This window comes from Lentzea cavernae, from assembly GCF_014653695.1.
GTDB classification, from domain to species: domain Bacteria; phylum Actinomycetota; class Actinomycetes; order Mycobacteriales; family Pseudonocardiaceae; genus Lentzea; species Lentzea cavernae.
On record NZ_BNAR01000003.1, the window covers coordinates 1 to 19,580 of the forward strand.

A 19,580-nucleotide genomic window follows, 5' to 3' on the forward strand; every position below is an offset into this window, starting at 1 on the left:
TCTCCCCTGACAACAACCGTTGTCAGGGATCAAGGTGTCCGAGCCTCGGGGACAACTCCACGCTTTTCGTCCGCTTGACACCCTTCCTCAGGTGTGGCCCGCTCTTGGTGCGGCTTGTGATGGGACCCCACCGCCGACCGCACCCGACTAAGCAACAGGCAGCCGCCCAACGCAACAGGCGTGCCATCAACCCACGAACGGCGCTGGCCCCCATCTCAGATTGCCGGGGTCTGGGGCAGAGCCCCAGGGGAACCACCAAACAGCAACCCGCCAACGCAAACCAGCCACCTACGGACCAGAAGCGTCAGAGAACAGCCCGAACCGCCTCACCAACAGGCGTCTCCCCATTGGTCACTTCCAACGTCTTCCCCACAGTCCCAGGCGTCGAAAGCAACTCCACCAACACAGCCGCAACATCAGCCCGAGTGACCGAAGCCCGAGGCAACCGAGGCGCACCAAGCGTCACAAGCCCAGTAGGAGCATCGTTGACCAACGGCCCAGGCCGCAAAATCGTCCAATCCAGATCCCGCGACCGCAGATCCTCCTCAGCCAACTTCTTGGCCTTCAGGTACACCGCGAACTCAGGATCGACAGAGGCAGAATCAGCAGCCTCGATCCCCACGGTCGAAACCTGGAGAACCCGCCGCACCCCCGCCTCCACACAAGCAGAGGCGAACAGAGCAGCGGCCCCGTAGTCCACGGTGTCCTTGCGGGCGGCGCCAGATCCGGCGCCGGCACCAGCGGCGAACACTGCCGCGTCCGCGCCGTTCAAATACGAGGCGACCGAGTCCAGATCAGCGGACTCCAGGTCGCACAACACCGGAACGGCTCCGGCTTCCTGCACGTCACCGAAGTGATCGGGATTGCGTACCAGCGCGGTGGCGGCGTCTCCACGGGTGGCCAGCTGCTGCTCGAGAAGCAGCGCGATCTGCCCGTGTCCGCCGGCTATGACTACTCGCATGTCCCGACCGTAGATCAGTGCGCCGTGCCCAGCATGACACGTGGTTCAGGAGGCGGTGGCGAGGACCTGCTCGTAGACCAGTTCGTTGACCCAGCGGGTGATGGCGGTGTCCTCGGCGGGGACACTCTCCTGGCGGCCGGACACGTCGACCGAGAGGTCCTTGTCGTCGTCGGCCAGCAGGACCGAGACGCCGTAGCGGCGGACGCGCGGCAGGCAGTTCGCGAGGTAGTCGTGCGAGAAGGCGACCGACTCGGGCAGGACGGCCGCGGCGTTGCCGTAGCGGGCGAAGGGGACGGCGGAGGCCAGTGCGGTGCGCCAGTGGCGGGCGACGGCCAGGACGCCGACGATCTTCACGGCGGCGGGGGGAACGCGGCCTTCCATCTCCGGCCACACCCAGGTGGAGACGGTGGTCTTGTCGGCCTCGGGGCCCGCACCCACGCACACGCGCTCGGCGTGGGCGTCGGCCAGGAGCTCGGCCACCACGACGACCTTGCGGCCCATCAGGACCATTTCGGGGAGAACCACGCCGTGCCAGCCGAGGCGGATCGCCGCAGCGGCTGCCAACTCCTCGACGGACGCGGGCAGTTCCGGAACCGGGACCGGGGTGGTCGACAGACCGTTCGAGCTGTCGAGTGCCGCGATCCTTGCTGGGGTGCTGCTCACGCCAGTGCCTCCTCGTCACCCGCGGCGGGAGATCCGCCGCGTTTCGACTCGTGCTCTGGATAAGAATTAGCAGGAAGCGCGCGGCCCGCCCCCAGGTCACAGGACCCCCTGCGATCGACGGCGCGGACCGGTCGGTGACCGGTCGAGGAGTGGTGAGGGGAGTTCGGTCCTACGGTGCTGCCGTCTGGGTGACGTTAATCCGTATGGACGCACCAAAAGACCTGCTCAAAGTGGGTGCGCCAGGCGTGGCGGCGAAATGCCGGTGAGCGGCGCCGTTCGCCGTCCGGCGACCGTTCACCGCGCCAGAACGACCACCTACATGACGATCACTGTTTTGCCGGGGCCGTGACCTGCGAAAACATCAACAGCGCCGCGCAACGGCAGACGGCGCGAAATGGGTACTTCCAGGTCACCGGCCTGCACCAACGACGTGAGGCGCACCAACGCCTCACGCGACCCCTTCAGACCGAAGTTCTGCGCAGGATCACTGGAGACGTAGTTGGTGTTGAAGGCCAACGGCGCGTAGCGCGCGTTCGCCTCGAACGACGAACGGTCGGCGCTGACGAGGTCGATGAGCGCGTCCGCCTCCACGAGGGAGTCGCCGCGACCGACGGGGATGACGCGCTTGCCGGCCGCACGCGCGATCTGGACGGCGAACGACCCGACGCCGCCGGACGCACCGACGATCAGGACGGAGCGAGCGGCACCGAGCGACTCGACCAACTGCAAAGCCGTCATGCCCGCGGTGGGCAATGCGGCGGCGACGGCGGGATCCATGTCTTCCGGCAACGGTGCCAATGGGTTGGTGGCCGGAACTGTGACGTACTCGGCGTATGTTCCGCCGCCGACGGGACGCCGGAAGAACGTGCCGAAAATCCTCTCTCCGGAACCTTCCACCACTCCTGCACCATCAGTTCCGGGAACGAGGGGGAACTGATGTGGAGCGGAGTCCCGCAGCATCCCGTTCACGACTTTGCGGTCGAACGGGTTCACGCTCGCGGCGAGCAGGCGCACCTTCAGCTCATCAGGGCCCGCCACCGGCTCCGGAACCTCGACCAGCTCGAGCTCCGCGCCGAATTCCGCCGCTGCCATCGCCCACATGCCGACCCCCGAACGAGTGACAGACATCACCTGTTGGATCAACGAATCCGATACCACCGATCAACGAAAGAACCCCCCTCGCGATTCCGCGAGGGGGGTTCTTTCTGTCTTTCGATGGGCAAGGGGGGAGTTGAACCCCCACGTCCTTTCGGACACACGGACCTGAACCGTGCGCGTCTGCCATTCCGCCACTTGCCCCTGGAGACGTTGGAAACACTAGCACGCGTCCAAACCAGGTTCCTAATCGCCCCCTGTAGGCCTGGTCGTACCCGGATACGATCGGTGTGGACGCCCGGCCGGGCGGGACGAGCGGAAGGAGTCGACATGGGCCTGCAACGCTTCGAGCGCAAGCTGGAAGGTCTGGTCGGCAACACCTTCGCGCGCGTGTTCGGCGGCAGTGTTGTGCCCCAAGAGGTGGCACAGGCACTGCAACGGGAGGGTGACAGCAACATCCGCGAGCTCGCGGGTGGCAGACTGCTAGCCCCCAACCACTACAAGGTGCTGCTCGGAGCTCAGGACCACGAACGACTTGCGGGCGACGAGCAGGATGAACTACGCATCACACAGCTTCTCGCAGAGGGCCTGCGGGAGCACCTGGCCGAGTCCGGATGGGATACCTATGGTGACGTCGTAGTCTCCCTGGAGCGCTCCGAGGCGCTGCACACCGGACAGTTCCGAACCAGCTCGTCCGTCGACCCCGACGTGAAAGCGGCCAGCCGACGGTCAGCACCACCTCGCACCGCAGGAGACCGATCCATGAGCCAGCCACCCGGCTACGGACAAGGACAGGGCCAGCCCGCCCAGGACCCTTATGGTCAGGGCGGCTACGGCCAGCAGGGCTACGACCAGCAGCAGCAGGGCTATGACCAGCAAGGTTATGGCCAGCAGGGTTACGGCCAGCAACAGGACCAGGGCTACGGCCAGCAGGGTTACGGCCAGCAGCAGGGCTACGACCAGGGTTACGGCGGCGGCCAGCAGGGCGGCGGCTACGACCAGGGTTACGGCCAGCAGCAGGGCTACGGCCAGCAGGGCTACGACCAGGGTTATGGCGGCGGCCAGCAGCAGCAGGGCTACGACCAGGGTTACGGCGGCGGCCAGCAGGGCGGCGGCTACGACCAGGGTTATGGCCAGCAGCAGGGCGGCGGTTACGACCAGGGTTACGGTCAGCAGCCGGCCGGCGGTTACGACCAGGGTTACGGCCAGCAGCAGGGCTACGGCCAGCAGGCAGGCGGCTACGACCAGGGCTACGGCCAGGGCGGATACGCCCCTCCGGCCACCCAGGGCGCCAACCGTCAGCTCAACGCGACGCTGCACCTCGACGACGGATCCAACCGGACGTACAACCTGAAGCAGGGTGGAAACGTCGTAGGACGTGGGCAGGAAGCCGACTTCCGCCTCCCGGACACCGGGGTCTCCAGGCGCCACCTGGAAATCTCGTGGGACGGGCAGAATGCGATGCTCGCTGATCTCGGTTCGACCAACGGCACCACGGTGAACGGCACGCCAGTGCAGACTTGGCAGCTCGCGGAAGGCGACGTCGTCCGCATCGGCCACTCGTCACTGGTCTTCCGCACCGCGGGCTAGAGGTCGACACGGGCGTCGGTAAGCAACTCAAGGCAGGAGCGGTTACAACCGGTGCCAGAGCTGGTGATGCAGCTGACCAGAGCGGGCTTTCTCGTGCTCCTCTGGCTCTTTGTGCTGGCCGCCCTACGTGTGGTCCGCTCTGATCTCTACGCAGCCTCAGGGCTCCGGGCGTCAGGTCTGCCCGGATTCCGGAGGTCCGAGAAGTCGGCGAGGGGAAGCAAGGCGCCTCGGCAACTCGTGGTCACCCACGGGGCGCTGACGGGCACCCGCATCTCGCTCGACGGCAGGCCGATCCTGATCGGCCGCGCTGACGACTCCACTCTCGTCCTGGACGACGACTTCGCGTCGACCAGGCACGCGAGGCTGTCCATGCGCGGTACCGACTGGTACGTGGAGGACCTCGGCTCCACGAACGGCACCTACCTAGACCGAGCCAAGGTCACCGCACCCCTGCGCGTACCTCTCGGCACCCCGATCCGCATTGGCAAAACGGTGATCGAGCTGCGCTCATGACCTTGGTTCTTCGATACGCGGCCCGCAGCGACAGGGGCCTGGTTCGCGCCAACAACCAGGACTCCGTGTACGCGGGCCCCCGCCTGCTCGCAGTAGCCGACGGCATGGGTGGCCACGCCGCCGGTGAGGTCGCGAGCAAGGTGGTCATCGCCTCGCTGGCCCACGTCGACGACGACGAGCCCGGCGACGACCTCCTCGGCAAGCTGCGCGACGCGGTCGCGAGTGGCAACGGCGCCATCTCCGAACTCGTGACGAGCGACCCGGACCTGGAGGGCATGGGCACCACGCTCACGGCCATCCTGTTCGCGGGCAATCGCCTGGGTCTCGTGCACATCGGCGACTCGCGCGCGTACCTCCTGAGGGAGGGTTCCTTCGCGCAGATCACGCACGACGACACGTTCGTCCAGTCGTTGATCGACGAGGGCCGGATCACCCCGGACGAGGCCGCCACGCACCCGCAACGCTCGTTGCTGCTGCGCGCTCTCACGGGGCACGACTTCGAGCCCAGCCTCACGGTGCGCGAAGCCCGCTCCGGCGACCGGTTCCTGCTCTGCTCGGACGGTCTGTCCGGTGTCGTGAGCCTGGAGACGCTCGACGAGGCGATCCGCATCACCGACCCGCAGGCGTGCGCGGACCGGATGATCGAGCTCGCGCTCAAGGGCGGCGGCCCCGACAACGTCACGGTGATCGTGGCGGACGTCCAGGACGTCACCTTCGGCGACGACTACCCGATCGTCGGTGGCGCGGCCGGTGACGGCAGCGAGGAGCACAACACCCCGCCCGACTCCGCGGCGTCCCGTGCGAGCGCGCTCACGCAGCAGCGCCCGCCGATGCCACCGCGGATGGAGGCCCCGCCGCCGCCCCCGCAGGACCCCAAGCGCAAGAAGCGCAACGCCCTCAAGGCGTTCGCGCTCATCTTCGTGCTGGTCCTGCTGGCCGGTGTCGTGGCGGTCGGCGGCAAGCTGTGGCTCAACACCCAGTACTACGTCGGCGCCACCGAGGACGGCCAGGTCGCGATCTTCCGCGGCCTCAACGGCTCCGTGCTCGGCTTCAAGCTGTCGTCCAAGATCGAGGACTCGTGCCCGCCCGGATCCACGGGCTGCACCCCGATCACGCTGAAGGACCTGCAGGAAGCCGGTCGCAAGACCATCACCGCCGGCATCCGCAGCGACAACGGCCTGGACGGCGCGCGCGCCGCGGTGCGCTTGCTGCGCACCGAGCACATGCTGCCGCTGTGCAAGGACACGTCGTCGACGTCGAGCACCACCACGACGCCGCCGAGCACCCCGTCCAGCACGCCCAGCAGCACGCCCGGCAGCTCCTCCAGCACGCCGCCCCCCAACGGTTCGGCGAACCCGGAGACCGGTTCCACCGAGCCTTCGCTCACCCCCTCCCAGCAAAAGCCGGGTGTGGAATGCCGGGAGGGTCCGTAGTTGATGGGCTCGCCCGCCCCCACCGGGGAAGGCTCACCAGGCGCGTCGGTGGCGACGAACACGTCGCCAGGGCTGAAGGCGCCGACGCGGCGCGGCACCGAACTGGTGATGCTGTCGTTCGCCGCCGGCCTCGTGACGCTGGCACTGATCCTGGTCGAACTGAACCAGGAACGCTCGCTGAGCATGAGGATCCTCTACCTCGGCGTCGCGTACCTGGCGCTCTTCGCCTGCGCTCACCTCGCGGTGCGCAGGTGGGCGCCGTACGCCGACCCGGCGATCCTCCCGTGCGTCGCGCTGCTCAACGGGCTCGGACTGGTGGTCATCCACCGGATCGACCTGGCGCTCGAGGGCACCGTCTTCCTCGACGGCTCGACGTGGGACCCGGTGGCGTTCAAGCAGGTCATCTGGACCGGCATCGGGTTGCTGATGTTCGCGGCGACGCTGAAGTTCCTGCCGGACCACCGGATGCTCGCGCGCTTCGGCTACACGTTCGGCCTCGTCGGACTGGTCGCCCTGCTGCTGCCCGGTGTGCTGCCCGGCTTCATCGCGCCGACGATCAACGGCGCGAAGATCTGGCTGCGCATCGGCCCGTTGTCGATCCAGCCGGGTGAGTTCGCCAAGATCCTCCTGATGGTCTTCTTCGCCGCGTTCCTCGTGTCGAAGCGGGACCTGTTCACAGTGGCCGGCCGCCGTTTCCTCGGCATGGACCTGCCCCGCGCCCGCGACCTGGGCCCGCTGTTCGCGGCCTGGGGCGTCACGGTCGCGGTCATGGTGCTGCAGAAGGACCTCGGCTCCTCGCTGCTGTTCTTCGGCATCGTGCTCGTGCTGCTCTACGTCGCCACCGAACGTGCGGCGTGGGTCGTGCTCGGCCTCGGCCTGTTCTCCGGCGGTGCGATCGTCGCGTGGAAGCTCTTCACGCACGTGCAGCAGCGCGTGGCGAACTGGCAGGACCCGATCGCGCGCTACGACGTGGTCGGCGGCGGTTACCAGATCTCGCAGTCGCTGTTCGCCCTCGCGACCGGCGGCATCGGCGGTGCCGGGCTCGGCGCGGGCCGGCCGGAGATGATCCCCGAGGCCAACACCGACTTCATCACCGCCGTGATCGGCGAGGAGCTCGGGTTCGTCGGCTTCGCGGCGCTGCTGCTGGTCTACATGGTCTTCGCGTTGCGCGGTCTGCGCGGCGCGATCTCGGTGCGCGACAGCTTCGGCAAGCTGCTGGGCGGCGGTCTCGCGTTCGCGGTCTGCTTCCAGGTGTTCATCGTCGTCGGCGGCATCACCAAGCTGATCCCGATGACGGGCATCACCGCGCCGTTCCTGTCCTACGGCGGTTCGTCGCTCCTCGCGAACTACATCCTGGTCGCGTTGCTACTGCGAATTTCTGCGGCGGCGAGGGCTCCTCAGCGGGCCGCGAAGCCGAAACCCCAGCAGCCGGCCATCGCCGACCAGCACACTGTGATGGTGGAGCGTCCCAAATGAACACACCGCTCCGCCGCGTCGGCATGGCCATGATGGTGATGATCCTGCTCCTGCTGGGCAACGCCACGTGGGTCCAGGTGATCAACGCCGACGAGTGGCGAAAGAACGCCTACAACCGCCGGGTGCTGCTCGACGAGTACGCCCGCAAGCGCGGTCTGATCACGGTCGCCGACGGCACGGTGATCGCGGACGTCAAGGAGACGACCGACCGCCTGCGGTTCCTGCGCACCTACAACGCGGGCCCGGCCTACGCGCCCGTCACCGGGTACCTGTCGGTCACCTACGGCACCTCCGGCATGGAGCGCGCCGAGAACGACCTGCTGAACGGGTCGGACGACAGGCTGCTGGCGCGCCGCATCTCCGCGCTGATCACCGGTCGCGACCCGGTCGGCGGCAACGTGCAGCTCACCCTGAACGCCAAGGTGCAGCAGACCGCGTACGACCAGCTGACGGCGAAGGGCTTCACCGGCTCGGTCGTCGCGATCAAGCCGGACACCGGTGAGGTCCTCGCGATGGCGAGCACGCCGTCCTACGACCCGAACCTGCTCGCGAGCCACGACGCGAACGAGCAGGCGTCGGCGTGGAAGCAGCTCACCGCGAAGGACGCGAACGACCCGCTGGTCAACCGCGCGACGCAGGCCCTGTACCCGGCCGGTTCGACGTTGAAGGTCGTCGTCGCGGCGGCCGCGCTCGCCGACGGCAAGAACAAGGACACGCAGTACACGGCCAAGGGGTCGATCACGCTGCCCGGCAGCCAGACGCCGCTGCCGAACTTCAACGGCACCCCGTGCGGCCCCGGCGAGACGGTGTCGATGGAGACGGCGCTCGCCAAGTCGTGCAACACGGCGTTCGGTGAGATGGCGGGCCAGGTCGGTGCCAGCAAGCTGCGCCGGCAGGCCGAGAAGTTCGGCTTCAACGACCCCGACCTCACCGTGCCGCTGGCCGTGGAGACCTCGACGCTCGGCCCGATCCCGGACGAGGCGTCGCTCTACCAGACCGGCATCGGCCAGCGCGACGTGCAGATCACGCCGCTGGAGAACGCGGTGATCGCGGCGACGATCGCGAACAACGGCAAGCGCATGCAGCCGTACCTCGTGTCGAAGATCCTCGGCCCGGACCTCAAGTCGATCGAGGACACCGAGCCCGACGAGGTCGAGACCGCGATGAGCACGGCGAACGCCAACGCCCTGCGCGACATGATGATCCAGTCGGAGATCAACACCGGTGGTGAGGGCCGTCTGCAGAACGTGCAGGTCGCGTCGAAGACCGGTACCGCGGAGCACGGTTCCGACGTGACCAAGAACAACCCGCACGCCTGGTACATCGCCTTCGCGCCGGCGCAGAAGCCGGAGATCGCGATCGCGGTCATCGTGGAGGACGGTGGCGACCGGGGTCTGGGCGCCACCGGCGGCAAGGTCGCCGCGCCGATCGGGCGCGCCGTGATGAACGCGTACCTGGCAGGCCGATGATGCTGACCACGGGCCAGCTCCTCGCCGACCGCTACCGCCTCACCAGGCGGATAGCGGTCGGTGGCATGGGAGAGGTCTGGGAGGCGGCGGACGACAGGCTCGACCGCCGCGTCGCGGTGAAGGTGCTCAAGGCGGAGCTCTCCGGAGATCCCGAGTTCCTGCACCGCTTCCGCGTCGAGGCGCGGATGACCGCGTCGCTCAACCACCCCGGCATCGCGTCGGTGCACGACTACGGCGAGACGGCGTCCGTCCCGGACGGGCCGGAGGACACGGCGTACCTGGTGATGGAACTCGTCGAGGGCGACCCGCTCGCGACGATCATCTCCCGCGGCCGGCTGAGCGCCGACGTGACGCTGGACCTGTTGGAGCAGACCGGGAACGCGTTGCAGGCTGCCCACGAACGCGGGCTCGTGCACCGCGACGTGAAGCCCGGCAACATCATGGTCACGCCGTCGGGGAAGGTGAAGATCACCGACTTCGGCATCGCGAAGGCCGTGGACGCGGCACCCGTGACGCGGTCCGGCATGGTGATGGGCACCGCGCACTACATCGCCCCGGAACAAGCTCTTGGCGGCGAGGCCGAACCGGCGAGCGATGTTTACTCGTTGGCTGTGTGTGGCTACGAGTGCATGGCCGGTCACCGGCCGTTCCTGTCGGACAACGCGGTGACCGTGGCGATGATGCACATCCGCGACATCGCGCCGCCGCTGCCGCCGGACGTTCCTCCGGGCGCGCGGGCGTTGATCGAGGCCACGCTGGTGAAGGACCCGAGGCAGCGCTACCGGACCGGCGGGGAGTTCGCCGCGGCGGTCAGCGCGGTGCGGGTGGGCCAGCCGCTTCCGACGCCGTCGGGGTTCACGATGCCCCCGCCGATCCCGCAGCAGGTCGTGCAGCAGCCGCCACCGCCCCCGGTGTCGCAGTCGCTGCCGATCCCGCAGCAGCAGATGCCGCACCACCCGACCGGCCCGGTGCACACGATCACCCATCCGCCGCATCAGACCGGCATGCAACCGGCGCACCCGAGCGGAACGTTCACCCCCATGCCGACAGCACCGGGGAGAAACCGGACCGTCGTCTGGGTTATGGTCGCTTTTCTGGTGACCGTGCTCCTGGTGCTCGGCGTGGTGGTCGTGTGGAAGATGACCACGCAGTCGAACGGTGGCAACGGGCAGGGTGGCCGGCCGACCGCCTCGAACTCGGTGAACCCGAACGCACCGGCGAGCGGGCAGGCGAAGCCTGATTCCGCCGACCGGATCCCGGGAAGTTCACCGAAGCGGATCAACGAGGACGACTACATCGGTCGTTCCGGCGACGAGGTCAGCATCGACCTGATCGACCACGGCCTGGAGCCCCGGGTGCAGAGCGCGCAGGGCACGTCGCCGGGCGACCTGAAGAAGTGCAGGGTCACCGCCATCGCGCCGACAGGCGAGGTGCCGGCCGGCTCGCAGGTGAAGGTGACGTGCGCGCCATGAGAAGGACCAGAACCGTTTTGGGAACACCGTCGACGAGGAGCGGGACGAAGCACCGATGAGCACTCCGCGACTGCTCTCAAACCGCTACGAACTGGGCGAGACACTCGGGTACGGCGGCATGTCCGAGGTCCACAAGGGGCGGGACGTCCGCCTCGGCCGAGACGTGGCGATCAAGGTGCTGCGAGCAGACCTCGCCCGCGACGCTCAGTTCCAGGAGAGGTTCAAGCGCGAGGCCCAGAACTCGGCCGCGCTGAACCACCCGGCGATCGTCGCGGTGTACGACACAGGCGAGACGCAGACCGAGTACGGCCCGTTGCCGTACATCGTGATGGAGTTCGTCGACGGGCGGACACTGCGCGACATCGTGAAGACGCAGGGCCCGCTGTCGGGCAAGCGCGCGATGGAGGTCATGGCCGACGTGTCGGCCGCACTCGACTTCAGCCACCGGCACGGCATCGTCCACCGCGACGTGAAGCCGGCCAACGTGATGATCACGAAGTCCGGCGCCGTGAAGGTGATGGACTTCGGCATCGCCCGTGCGCTGCACGACGGCCAGGCCGCGGTCACCCAGACCGCCGCGGTGATCGGCACCGCCCAGTACCTGTCGCCGGAACAGGCGCGCGGCGAGTCCGTCGACGGCCGTTCCGACGTCTACGCCGCCGGGTGCGTGCTGTTCGAACTGCTGACGGGCGAGCCCCCGTTCACCGGTGACTCCCCCGTCGCGGTCGCGTACCAGCACGTGCGGGAGGACCCGAAGGCCCCGTCGCAGCTGAACCCGAAGGTCTCGCCGCAGCTCGACGCGATCGTGCTGAAGGCGATGTCGAAGGGTCCGGCGAACCGCTACCAGTCGGCCGCGGAGATGCGCGCCGACCTGGTTCGCGTGCTGTCGGGCCAGCGTCCGTCCGCGCCCGCCGTGATGACGGCCGAGGACCGTACCGCCGTGATGAACGAGCAGGCGGCCGCACGTCCCGCGCGCACGCAGGTCGTGTCCGGTGGCAGGCACCGCCCGGCGGCGTTGAAGTCCGAGCCCGGCGACGACTACGACCCGCTCGCCGACGAGGAAGAAGAGCGTCGCGCGAGGCGCAAGAAGGCCATCATGGTCACGCTGGTCGTGATCCTGTGCGTGGCCGTGCTCGGCCTCGCCGCGTGGATCACCGCGAACGTGATGGACAGCAGCAGCGGCAGCGACACCCCGGAGAAGGTCCCGGTCCCGTCGATCGTCGGCCTGAGCCCGCAGGACGCCAAGGAGAAGATCACCCAGGCCGGCCTGGTCCCGGTGCAGGAGGAAGTGGCCTGCGAACCCGGCACCGGTGGCTCACCCGCGAAGTGCAACGCCGACCAGATCAACAAGGTGGTCGGCACGAACCCGCCCGAGGGCACGCAGATGTCGAAGGGCGGGAAGGTCACCATCTCCATCGGCGCGCCTCCCGGTGAGGGCACCGTCCCCGACCTGAAGGGCAAGACCCCTTCGGAGGCCCAGGGAATCCTGGACAAGGACCCCAACGGCTTCAAGCTGCAGCAGGCCAACGAGACCGTCGAGGTCGAGGACTCCACCAAGGCCGGCAAGGTCGCGCAGCAGGTCCCGGACGTCGGCGTGAAGCTGAAGAAGGGCAGCACGATCACCATCCAGCTCGGCAGGGCACCGGACAAGGTGAACGTGCCGAACGTGGTCGGTGACGACCAGGGCGACGCCCGCCAGACGCTGGAGGGCGCGGGGTCGAACTTCAAGGTCGTCATCGACGAGGTCGACAGCGCGAGGCCGCAGGGCACCGTCCTCTCGCAGACGCCCGCCGGCAACGCCAAGGTCGACAAGGGCACGACGATCACGCTGAAGGTCTCGAAGGGCAACCAGTTCGAGATGCCCGACCTGGTCGGTCTCGAGCAGAGGGCCGCCGAGAACAAGCTGAAGTCGCTGGGCTGGAACGGTTCCTTCAACGTGCAGAAGGAGCAGACCACCGACCCGACGAAGCGCGACCAGGTGCTCTCGCAGCAGCCGGCCAAGGGCACCGCGATCAGCAAGGGCACCGCGGTGAACGTGACCGTAGGCCAGCTGGGGATCGGCGGCAGTTAGTCCCGAACGTGCGAAAGGGCGGCTTCCTCGCGGAAGCCGCCCTTTTTCGTGTGCGTCAGAGTCGAGCGGCGGCGGCGAGCGTGCGCATGCCGCTCTCGAGCTGCGCGACCGTGGCCTCGGGGACCTCGAAGCCGCAGACCTTCAGCCAGTTGGCGAGCATCCGGTGGCCGCCGTCGGTCAGCACCGACTCGGGGTGGAACTGCACACCCTCGACCGGGAGTTCCTTGTGGCGCATGCCCATCACGATGCCGGTCTCGGTCTTGCCGGTGACCTCGAACTCCGCGGGAATCGTCTCCGGCAGCACCGTCAGCGAGTGGTAGCGGGTCGCGATGAACGGCTGCGGCACACCCGCGAGAACACCCTGGCCCTCGTGGAAGACGATGCTCGTCTTGCCGTGCAACAACTCGGGCGCGCGGTCGACCGTGCCGCCCCACACCACACCGATGGCCTGGTGGCCGAGGCAGACGCCGAAGACGGGTTTGCCGATGTCGGCACACTTCTTGATGACGTCGATGCTCGCGCCCGCGCGCTCCGGCGTGCCGGGCCCGGGGCTGATGAGGACACCGTCGACCTCGTCGATCTCGTCGAGGTCCACCTCGTCGTTGCGCCGCACGACGCACTCCGCACCCAGCTGAGCCAGGTACTGGACGAGGTTGTAGACGAAGCTGTCGTAGTTGTCGACCACGAGCACGCGCATGAAGAGAGCCTAGTCGGTCGAGTCGAGTGAGTTAGCTCTCGTCCGAGTTGAGGTAAGGCTACCCTAAAATAGGTGTCATGAGTCGCCCCTTGCGCGTCGCGGTCGTCGGCGCCGGCCCGGCAGGCGTGTACGCCGCCGACATCCTGACCAAGTCCGACGTCGACGCGCAGATCGACCTCTTCGAGAAGCTGCCGGCGCCCTACGGCCTCGTCCGCTACGGCGTCGCCCCCGACCACCCCCGCATCAAGGGGATCGTGGGCGCACTGCAGAAGGTGCTCGACAGGCCGTCCGTCCGCTTCTTCGGCAACGTCGAGTACGGCGTCGACATCAAGCTCGACGACCTGCGCCAGTTCTACGACGCCGTCATCTTCTCGACCGGCGCCTCGTCCGACCGCGCCCTCGACGTCCCCGGCATCGACCTTCCGGGCAGCTACGGCGCCGCCGACTTCGTCTCCTGGTACGACGGCCACCCGGACGTCCCCCGCACCTGGCCGCTCGAGGCCAAGTCCGTCGCGGTGCTGGGCGTCGGCAACGTGGCCCTCGACGTGGCCCGCATCCTCGCCAAGACCGCCGACGAGCTCCTGGTCACCGAGATCCCGCAGAACGTCTACGAGGGCCTGGCCTCCTCCCCCGTCACCGACGTGCACGTCTTCGGCCGCCGGGGCCCGGCCCAGGCCAAGTTCACGCCCCTGGAACTGCGCGAGCTCGACCACTCGCCGAACGTCGAGGTGATCGTCCACGCCGAGGGCATCGAGTTCGACGAGGCCTCGATGCACGCGATCAGGACCAACAAGCAGGTCGAGATGATCGTGAAGACCCTCCAGGAGTGGGCGATCCGCGACGTCGGCACCCGCCCCCGCCGCCTGCACCTGCACTTCCTCGAGGCACCGGTCGAGGTCCTGGGTTCCTCGTCCGTCACCGGCCTGCGCACCGAGACCCAGGAACTGACCGGCGACGGCAACGTCCGCGGCACCGGCGCCTTCACCGACTGGGACGTCCAGGCCGTCTACCGCGCCGTCGGCTACCTCTCGACGCACCTGGCCGACCTCCCGTTCGACCACGTCTCGGGCACGATCCCCCACCAGGCGGGCCGCGTGCTGGACCTCGACGAGGTGCCCATGCCCGGCGTCTACACCACCGGCTGGATCAAGCGGGGCCCGATCGGCCTCATCGGCCACACCAAGGGCGACGCCCTCGAGACCATCACCAGCCTGCTGGAGGACGCGGCCGCTCTGCCTCGCGCCACCTCGCCGTCGCCGGGCTCGGTGGTGGAGTTCCTCGAGCAGCGCGGGGTGCCGTTCGTGACCAACGAGGGGTGGAGCCGGTTGGACGCTCACGAGATCGCCTCGGGTGCGGCGCACGGGCGTGAGCGGGTCAAGGTCGTGTCGCGCGAGGAGATGACCTCGATCTCGAACGGCTGATCGCCGTTCCCCGATGAGGCCGCCATCGCGTGTGGGCGCGATGGCGGTCTCACTTGTCTTCGGCCGTGACCGGCGACTACTCCGTGGTGACGTTGTTGAACGGCAGCTTCGGCTCCGCCCACGGGAACACCACGAACATCAGCAGCGCGACGATGCCGAGGACCAGCACGACGGCCTCGATGACGCGCAGGTACAGCGGGCCCGGCAGGTGCGCCCAGATCCAGCCGTACATCAGGCCTCCGTCATCTCGGGCGGCACGAAGCCGTCGGCCACCGGGTAGCTCTTGGTCTCGATGGCGTGCACGATCAGGCGCTGCTTGTCGGAGAACCGCGGGTGGCAGGTCGTCAGGGTGAGCAGGCGGGCCTGCTTGTCGGCGGGGACGGTGGTGCCGACCTGGTGCGGGATCGGGGCGATGACCTCGCCCTGGGTCGGGACGACGATCTCCTGGCCGACGGTCTTGGCGTAGGCGTCGCCGAGGGTCGTCGACAGCGGTGCGACGCCGGCGCAGGCCGCTTCCTTCGACTTCGGGTTCGAGGCCCAGCCCGACACCTCGCTGCTCATGGGGAGCACGCGGTAGACGAACCACTGGGTCTGGGTCTGCACGACGATCGAGTTGCAGGACTCGAGGAGGTCGAGGTCGTTGAACGGGGCGCCCTTGCCGACCCGGTGGCCGGCGATGGAGAAGTTGCCGGCCTCGCCCGGCTGGGCGGTGTCCTTGTAGTGGCCGGGGCCGATTTCGAGGTGCTTGTCCGTGGTGCCCTCGACCACGGAGAACTTCCAGTCGTTGCCGAAGACGGGGATGTACATCTTCGCGAAGGCCTTGCCCTCGATGAGGTTGAGCTTCGACTGGCGGTTCGGGTCGGCCGGGGGCGGGGTGACGACGTCCGAGTTCCACTCGGAGTCGAGGGCCGCGGTCGCGTCCTCCTGCTTTCCGGCGGAGAGCAGGTCGGTGACGTAGACCTCGTAGACGACGAACAGCAGCACGACCAGGCCCATGGTGATGAGGGCCTCGCCGAAGCCGCGCACGGCCTTGCGCCCGAGGCTGTCCGGCGGCAGTTCGTCCTTGGCCGGTTCCTCGTCGTAGTACTCGTCATCGTCGTAGTGGTCGTCCTCGACGCGCGCGATCACCTCGGTGGGCGGGTCGACCGGGCGGGGACGCGGGGGCATCGGGCGTGGAGGCATTCCGCGCGGTGGCGTGCCGGGCGGCGGACCGGGACGGCCGGGCTGGGGCATTCCGCGGGCGGGCGTGCCGGGCGCGGGCGTTCCGCGAGCCGGTGTGCCGGGTGCGGGAGTGCCTGGCGCCGGGGTCTGGAAGGGCTGACCGGGGCGGGCCTGGGCCGGGAAGGGCTGGCTCGGGAAAGGCGGGCCCTGGCGGTGCCGCGGCGGTGCGTTCGGGGGCAGGCTGCCGGAGAAAGCGCTGGTGAACTGCGTTGCTTCCGGCGGCGGCAGCGGGCGGGGAGTCGGAGTGGCCCGCACCTGCTGAAGGTCATCACGACGGGGTGCAGGACGCCGTGGAGGCGGCTGCTGCGGTCCCGAGTTCACCTGAGAACCTCCGCGCGCACTGTGAACTGAAAACAACTGCGTCTACAAGGATGGTTCGCTGACCACCATCGCTACGTTAACGTGTCTCCTGAGTAGTGCACGTAAACTCGCGTCACTCACGGATATCCACGTCAGGCGAGGACAGCATGCCCAAGTCGAAGGTCCGGAAGAAGGCGGTCTACACCGCACCCACTGACCGCCGCACGCCGGTCAAGGTCAAGGCAGCGGGGCCGTCTCACCCGGTCTACGTCGTTGTCATGCTCGGCTTCATGCTGCTGGGCCTCGCGTGGCTCGTGGTGAACTACATCGCGGCCGAGAAGATCCCGTTCATGCTCGAGCTGGGCGCGTGGAACTTCGCCATCGGCTTCGCGCTGATGATCATCGGTCTGCTGATGACGATGCGCTGGCGCTAGGCGCTCACCAGATCACGGTTCGTGAGGTCGGCCCGGACGTCACACGTCCGGGCCGACCTTTGTTCGTGCCACGTTCACCTGGTTCATCCGAGCGTCACCGAAGCACACCGCTGTAAGTCATCCCCATTGGGGACAAGTCCTGTGGACAACTTTGCACCAAAATGCACAAGCGACGGTTTTCCCTCATGCGGACCCGTTCGGTTGTCCACAATTCATGCGGCACACTCGACAGGGTGACTCGCACCTGGTCCACACCCGCCCCGTTGGTCGCCATCGCGTGGGTGGCAGCCCTCGCCCTCGCCTTCGCGACGTTCATCGCCGACGACAACGCGGGCCGTCTCCTCATCGGACTGGCAACGCTGCTGGTCAGCTACCTCGCGGCGTTCGGGTCGATCGCCAGGCCGAGGCTCACGGCGGACGCGGACGGGCTCGCGGTGCGCGGGTTCGCGAGCACGACGCTGCTGCCGTGGCACGAGGTGAAGGTCAAGTTGCAGACCACCCGCCGGCTCGGCAGGGAACAGCAGTCGTTGGAACTCGACGCCGACGACCGCCTCGTGGTGCTCACGAGACTGGACCTCGGCGTCGATCCCGAAGAAGTCGCCGGAGTGCTTCACGCGCTGCGCCCGTGAATCAGTTCTAGCGGCACGTCCTGGCGTACTCGAGGACGAGTTCCGCGGCTGTGTCGAGTTCGGAGGCGCGCAAGAGGAACATGCCACCGAGCAGCAGAACAGCCACTGCCACAGCGCCGATCTGGTAGGCGTTGCGGTTCTTCTGCGGCGCCTTGACCATCGCGAGCGTCAGCAGGCCGCCGATCACGAACCCGCCGAGGTGCCCGAGCAGCGAGGCGTTGGTGAAGAGGTTCGACACCAGGTTGATGCCGACGACCACGAGGATCGTCGAGATGTCGCGCTTCTGGCGCTTGAACACGATCAGCAACGCGCCCATCAGGCCGAACACCGCACCGGACGCTCCGGCGAGCTGCTGGCAGACGGTGCCGAAGTAGAACGCCGCCGCACTGCCGCCGAGGAGCGACAGGAAGTACACGGCGCTGTACCGCAGCTTGCCGAGTTCCTGCTCGACGACGGGGCCGACCACGAAGAGCGCGGCCATGTTGAGCGCGAGGTGGATCAGGCCGAAGTGCATGAAGCCCGAGGTGAGAATGCGCCACCACTCACCGTTGGCGGTGAGCTCCGGAATCATCGACGTCGCCGTGAACAGCCCTGACCGCTGGTTGTTCATCGGACTGCCGGACTGGACGACCGTGACCACGTACGCGATCACGTTGAGCGCGATCATCACCTGCGTGATGATCGGGCGGCCGTTCGAGACCACCGCGCCCGCGGAGGTGCGGACCTGGCGGACCGAGCGGGCGCCTTCGTTCACGCAGTCGACGCACTGCATGCCGACCGAGGCGTCGCGCAGGCAGTCCGGGCACGCCGGACGGTCGCACCTGGTGCAGCGCAGCCGGGTGGGCCGATCGGAATGACGTGCGCAGACCGGAGTCTCCGGCTGCGCTCCGATCGGCCCCTCCGGTGGCACGGATGCGTTGCTCACGCGCGTTCGATCGTGATCCGCTCGATCTTGATGTCCTTGACCGGACGGTCGCCCGCGCCGGTCGTGGTGCCGCCGATGGCGTCGACGACGTCGCGCGACTCCTGGTCCGCGACCTCACCGAAGATCGTGTGCTTGAAGTTCAGCCACGTCGTCGGCGCCACGGTGACGAAGAACTGGGAGCCGTTGGTGTTGGGCCCGGCGTTCGCCATCGCGAGCAGGTAGGGCTTGTTGAACTGGAGCTCGGGGTGGAACTCGTCCGCGAAGCGGTAGCCGGGGCCACCGCGGCCGGTGCCGGTCGGGTCACCGGTCTGGAGCATGAAGCCGGCGATGACGCGGTGGAAGAGGGTGCCGTCGTAGAACGGCCCCGACTTCGCGCCACTCGCGTTGGCCTCGGTGTAGTCCCGGGTGCCCTCGGCGAGCCCGACGAAGTTCGCCACCGTCTTGGGGGCGTGGTCGGGGAACAGGTTGATGCGGATGTCGCCCTGCGTGGTGTGCAGGGTCGCCGTCACCTTGGTCCCGACGAAGGATTCGTTGCTGTCAGCCACCACTCCATCGTGCCATCACAGGCGGGGATGTTCAGAAACGGGCACGATGGGTACCTCTAGAGCATCACCGGACGACAACGTGTGGAGCAGAGGATGGACGAGGTGGACGTCATGACCCGTGCCGGCGAGAACGTGGGCAAGGCTGTCGGCACCGGTCTGAAGGCCGCGCGTCAGGGTGTCGTTCGCGCTGGTCACGTCGCTGAGGTCAAGCTCGCCGAGCGGGGCATCACGGCCGACCAGGTTCGCGGCGCACTCGTCGAGCGGGCCGACACGCTCATGGGCAAGGCCGAGGACTGGGAGAAGCAGACTCGTCGCTCTCGCAAGCGCCTCGCCAAGAAGAGCGCGCAGACTCGCGCCGACCTCATGGGCAAGGCCGAGGTCGTGCGCAAGGAAGTGAAGAAGGCAGCCAAGCACGCGCGCAAGGACGCGAAGGTGCGTGCCAAGGAGATCCGCAAGGCCGCGGCCCAGCTCGGTGCGGACGCGCCGAAGCGCCGCCGCTGGCCGTGGGTGCTGGGCCTCCTGATCGCGGCCGCCGCGGCGGGATACGTCGCGATGACGCGCAGGCCGCAGGAGGTCTACCTGCAGGAAGAGGAGCAGGCCCCGCACGCGGAGCCCGTCCTCAACGGGCAGGTGCCCACCCAGAAGGAGCCGGTCAAGTAGGACGG

At 68.2% G+C, this 19,580-nt stretch carries 19 protein-coding genes and 1 tRNA gene; 11 read left to right on the plus strand and 9 right to left on the minus strand.

Annotated features, from left to right (window positions below; all coding sequences use genetic code 11):
• Positions 1 to 304: 304 nt before the first annotated feature.
• From IE307_RS10005 to IE307_RS10020, 4 genes are all read right to left on the minus strand, one after another.
• Positions 305 to 961: an NAD(P)H-binding protein gene (locus IE307_RS10005; RefSeq protein WP_191297642.1), complete on the minus strand. Its 657-nt coding sequence runs from the start codon at positions 959 to 961 to the stop codon at positions 305 to 307.
• A gap of 45 nt (positions 962 to 1,006) precedes the next feature.
• Complete coding sequence (locus IE307_RS10010; RefSeq protein ID WP_191297643.1) at positions 1,007 to 1,624, minus strand: hypothetical protein; 618 nt, start codon at positions 1,622 to 1,624, stop codon at positions 1,007 to 1,009.
• Between the two features lie 315 nt (positions 1,625 to 1,939).
• Positions 1,940 to 2,716, minus strand: a complete 777-nt coding sequence (locus IE307_RS10015) for an NADP-dependent oxidoreductase (RefSeq protein WP_191297644.1) — start codon at positions 2,714 to 2,716, stop codon at positions 1,940 to 1,942.
• A 124-nt stretch (positions 2,717 to 2,840) separates the two neighbouring features.
• Positions 2,841 to 2,923: transfer RNA gene (locus tag IE307_RS10020), tRNA-Leu, on the minus strand.
• A gap of 126 nt (positions 2,924 to 3,049) precedes the next feature.
• Here IE307_RS10020 and IE307_RS10025 point away from each other — a divergent pair.
• The 7 genes from IE307_RS10025 to pknB are packed head-to-tail and all read left to right on the plus strand — an operon-like array spanning position 3,050 to position 12,743.
• On the plus strand, positions 3,050 to 4,309 hold the full coding sequence (locus tag IE307_RS10025) for an FHA domain-containing protein (protein ID WP_191297645.1): 1,260 nt from the start codon (positions 3,050 to 3,052) through the stop codon (positions 4,307 to 4,309).
• A 51-nt stretch (positions 4,310 to 4,360) separates the two neighbouring features.
• Positions 4,361 to 4,822: an FHA domain-containing protein FhaB/FipA gene (locus IE307_RS10030; RefSeq protein ID WP_030465595.1), complete on the plus strand. Its 462-nt coding sequence runs from the start codon at positions 4,361 to 4,363 to the stop codon at positions 4,820 to 4,822.
• The gene (locus tag IE307_RS10035) at positions 4,819 to 6,255 is read left to right on the plus strand and encodes a PP2C family protein-serine/threonine phosphatase (protein ID WP_191297646.1); all 1,437 of its coding nucleotides are present in this window, start codon (positions 4,819 to 4,821) and stop codon (positions 6,253 to 6,255) included. The genes IE307_RS10030 and IE307_RS10035 overlap by 4 nt, the downstream gene beginning before the upstream one ends.
• 3 nt (positions 6,256 to 6,258) lie before the next feature.
• Entirely contained in the window at positions 6,259 to 7,731 is a 1,473-nt protein-coding gene (locus IE307_RS10040) for an FtsW/RodA/SpoVE family cell cycle protein (RefSeq protein ID WP_191297647.1), read from the plus strand.
• On the plus strand, positions 7,728 to 9,200 hold the full coding sequence (locus IE307_RS10045) for a peptidoglycan D,D-transpeptidase FtsI family protein (RefSeq protein ID WP_191297648.1): 1,473 nt from the start codon (positions 7,728 to 7,730) through the stop codon (positions 9,198 to 9,200). Before IE307_RS10040 ends, IE307_RS10045 begins: the two co-directional genes overlap by 4 nt.
• On the plus strand, positions 9,200 to 10,672 hold the full coding sequence (locus IE307_RS10050) for a serine/threonine-protein kinase (RefSeq protein WP_191298319.1): 1,473 nt from the start codon (positions 9,200 to 9,202) through the stop codon (positions 10,670 to 10,672). Before IE307_RS10045 ends, IE307_RS10050 begins: the two co-directional genes overlap by 1 nt.
• 55 nt (positions 10,673 to 10,727) lie before the next feature.
• Positions 10,728 to 12,743 carry a Stk1 family PASTA domain-containing Ser/Thr kinase gene (gene pknB / locus IE307_RS10055; RefSeq protein ID WP_191297649.1) on the plus strand — a complete coding sequence of 672 codons (2,016 nt, stop codon included), beginning with the start codon at positions 10,728 to 10,730 and terminating at the stop codon, positions 12,741 to 12,743.
• Positions 12,744 to 12,798: 55 nt separating this feature from the next.
• On the opposite strand, the gene IE307_RS10060 is transcribed toward pknB, so the two are convergent.
• Positions 12,799 to 13,440: an aminodeoxychorismate/anthranilate synthase component II gene (locus IE307_RS10060; protein ID WP_191297650.1), complete on the minus strand. Its 642-nt coding sequence runs from the start codon at positions 13,438 to 13,440 to the stop codon at positions 12,799 to 12,801.
• Between the two features lie 77 nt (positions 13,441 to 13,517).
• On the opposite strand from IE307_RS10060, the gene IE307_RS10065 reads away from it, so the two are divergent.
• A complete protein-coding gene (locus IE307_RS10065) occupies positions 13,518 to 14,861 on the plus strand; it encodes an FAD-dependent oxidoreductase (RefSeq protein WP_191297651.1) in 1,344 nt (447 codons plus the stop codon).
• Positions 14,862 to 14,937: 76 nt separating this feature from the next.
• Here IE307_RS10065 and IE307_RS10070 read toward each other — a convergent pair whose 3' ends face one another.
• Complete coding sequence (locus tag IE307_RS10070) at positions 14,938 to 15,093, minus strand: hypothetical protein (protein WP_191297652.1); 156 nt, start codon at positions 15,091 to 15,093, stop codon at positions 14,938 to 14,940.
• Positions 15,093 to 16,337: a class E sortase gene (locus tag IE307_RS10075; protein ID WP_229904583.1), complete on the minus strand. Its 1,245-nt coding sequence runs from the start codon at positions 16,335 to 16,337 to the stop codon at positions 15,093 to 15,095. Before IE307_RS10075 ends, IE307_RS10070 begins: the two co-directional genes overlap by 1 nt.
• Before the next feature lie 212 nt (positions 16,338 to 16,549).
• Between IE307_RS10075 and crgA the strand changes: the two genes are divergently transcribed.
• Together crgA and IE307_RS10085 are read left to right on the plus strand one after the other, a co-directional pair.
• On the plus strand, positions 16,550 to 16,816 hold the full coding sequence (gene crgA, locus IE307_RS10080; RefSeq protein ID WP_030465604.1) for a cell division protein CrgA: 267 nt from the start codon (positions 16,550 to 16,552) through the stop codon (positions 16,814 to 16,816).
• Positions 16,817 to 17,049: 233 nt separating this feature from the next.
• On the plus strand, positions 17,050 to 17,445 hold the full coding sequence (locus IE307_RS10085; protein WP_191297653.1) for a PH domain-containing protein: 396 nt from the start codon (positions 17,050 to 17,052) through the stop codon (positions 17,443 to 17,445).
• A gap of 7 nt (positions 17,446 to 17,452) precedes the next feature.
• On the opposite strand, the gene IE307_RS10090 is transcribed toward IE307_RS10085, so the two are convergent.
• Both IE307_RS10090 and IE307_RS10095 read right to left on the minus strand, forming a co-directional pair.
• A complete protein-coding gene (locus IE307_RS10090; RefSeq protein ID WP_229904584.1) occupies positions 17,453 to 18,370 on the minus strand; it encodes a rhomboid family intramembrane serine protease in 918 nt (305 codons plus the stop codon).
• The gene (locus tag IE307_RS10095; RefSeq protein ID WP_191297654.1) at positions 18,367 to 18,915 is read right to left on the minus strand and encodes a peptidylprolyl isomerase; all 549 of its coding nucleotides are present in this window, start codon (positions 18,913 to 18,915) and stop codon (positions 18,367 to 18,369) included. Before IE307_RS10095 ends, IE307_RS10090 begins: the two co-directional genes overlap by 4 nt.
• 93 nt (positions 18,916 to 19,008) lie before the next feature.
• Between IE307_RS10095 and IE307_RS10100 the strand changes: the two genes are divergently transcribed.
• Positions 19,009 to 19,575, plus strand: coding sequence for a hypothetical protein (locus IE307_RS10100; RefSeq protein ID WP_191297655.1), 567 nt, complete (start codon positions 19,009 to 19,011; stop codon positions 19,573 to 19,575).
• Positions 19,576 to 19,580 lie beyond the last annotated feature (5 nt).

Coding starts and splice junctions, on each gene's coding strand:
- IE307_RS10065 (WP_191297651.1), top strand. CDS start 13,518: ATGAGTCGCCCCTTGCGCGTCGCGGTCGTCGGCGCCGGCCCGGCAGGC.
- IE307_RS10045 (WP_191297648.1), top strand. CDS start 7,728: ATGAACACACCGCTCCGCCGCGTCGGCATGGCCATGATGGTGATGATC.
- IE307_RS10005 (WP_191297642.1), bottom strand. CDS start 961: ATGCGAGTAGTCATAGCCGGCGGACACGGGCAGATCGCGCTGCTTCTC.
- IE307_RS10100 (WP_191297655.1), top strand. CDS start 19,009: ATGGACGAGGTGGACGTCATGACCCGTGCCGGCGAGAACGTGGGCAAG.
- IE307_RS10040 (WP_191297647.1), top strand. CDS start 6,259: ATGGGCTCGCCCGCCCCCACCGGGGAAGGCTCACCAGGCGCGTCGGTG.
- IE307_RS10070 (WP_191297652.1), bottom strand. CDS start 15,093: ATGTACGGCTGGATCTGGGCGCACCTGCCGGGCCCGCTGTACCTGCGC.
- IE307_RS10035 (WP_191297646.1), top strand. CDS start 4,819: ATGACCTTGGTTCTTCGATACGCGGCCCGCAGCGACAGGGGCCTGGTT.
- crgA (WP_030465604.1), top strand. CDS start 16,550: ATGCCCAAGTCGAAGGTCCGGAAGAAGGCGGTCTACACCGCACCCACT.
- IE307_RS10050 (WP_191298319.1), top strand. CDS start 9,200: ATGCTGACCACGGGCCAGCTCCTCGCCGACCGCTACCGCCTCACCAGG.
- IE307_RS10025 (WP_191297645.1), top strand. CDS start 3,050: ATGGGCCTGCAACGCTTCGAGCGCAAGCTGGAAGGTCTGGTCGGCAAC.
- pknB (WP_191297649.1), top strand. CDS start 10,728: ATGAGCACTCCGCGACTGCTCTCAAACCGCTACGAACTGGGCGAGACA.
- IE307_RS10015 (WP_191297644.1), bottom strand. CDS start 2,716: ATGGCAGCGGCGGAATTCGGCGCGGAGCTCGAGCTGGTCGAGGTTCCG.
- IE307_RS10060 (WP_191297650.1), bottom strand. CDS start 13,440: ATGCGCGTGCTCGTGGTCGACAACTACGACAGCTTCGTCTACAACCTC.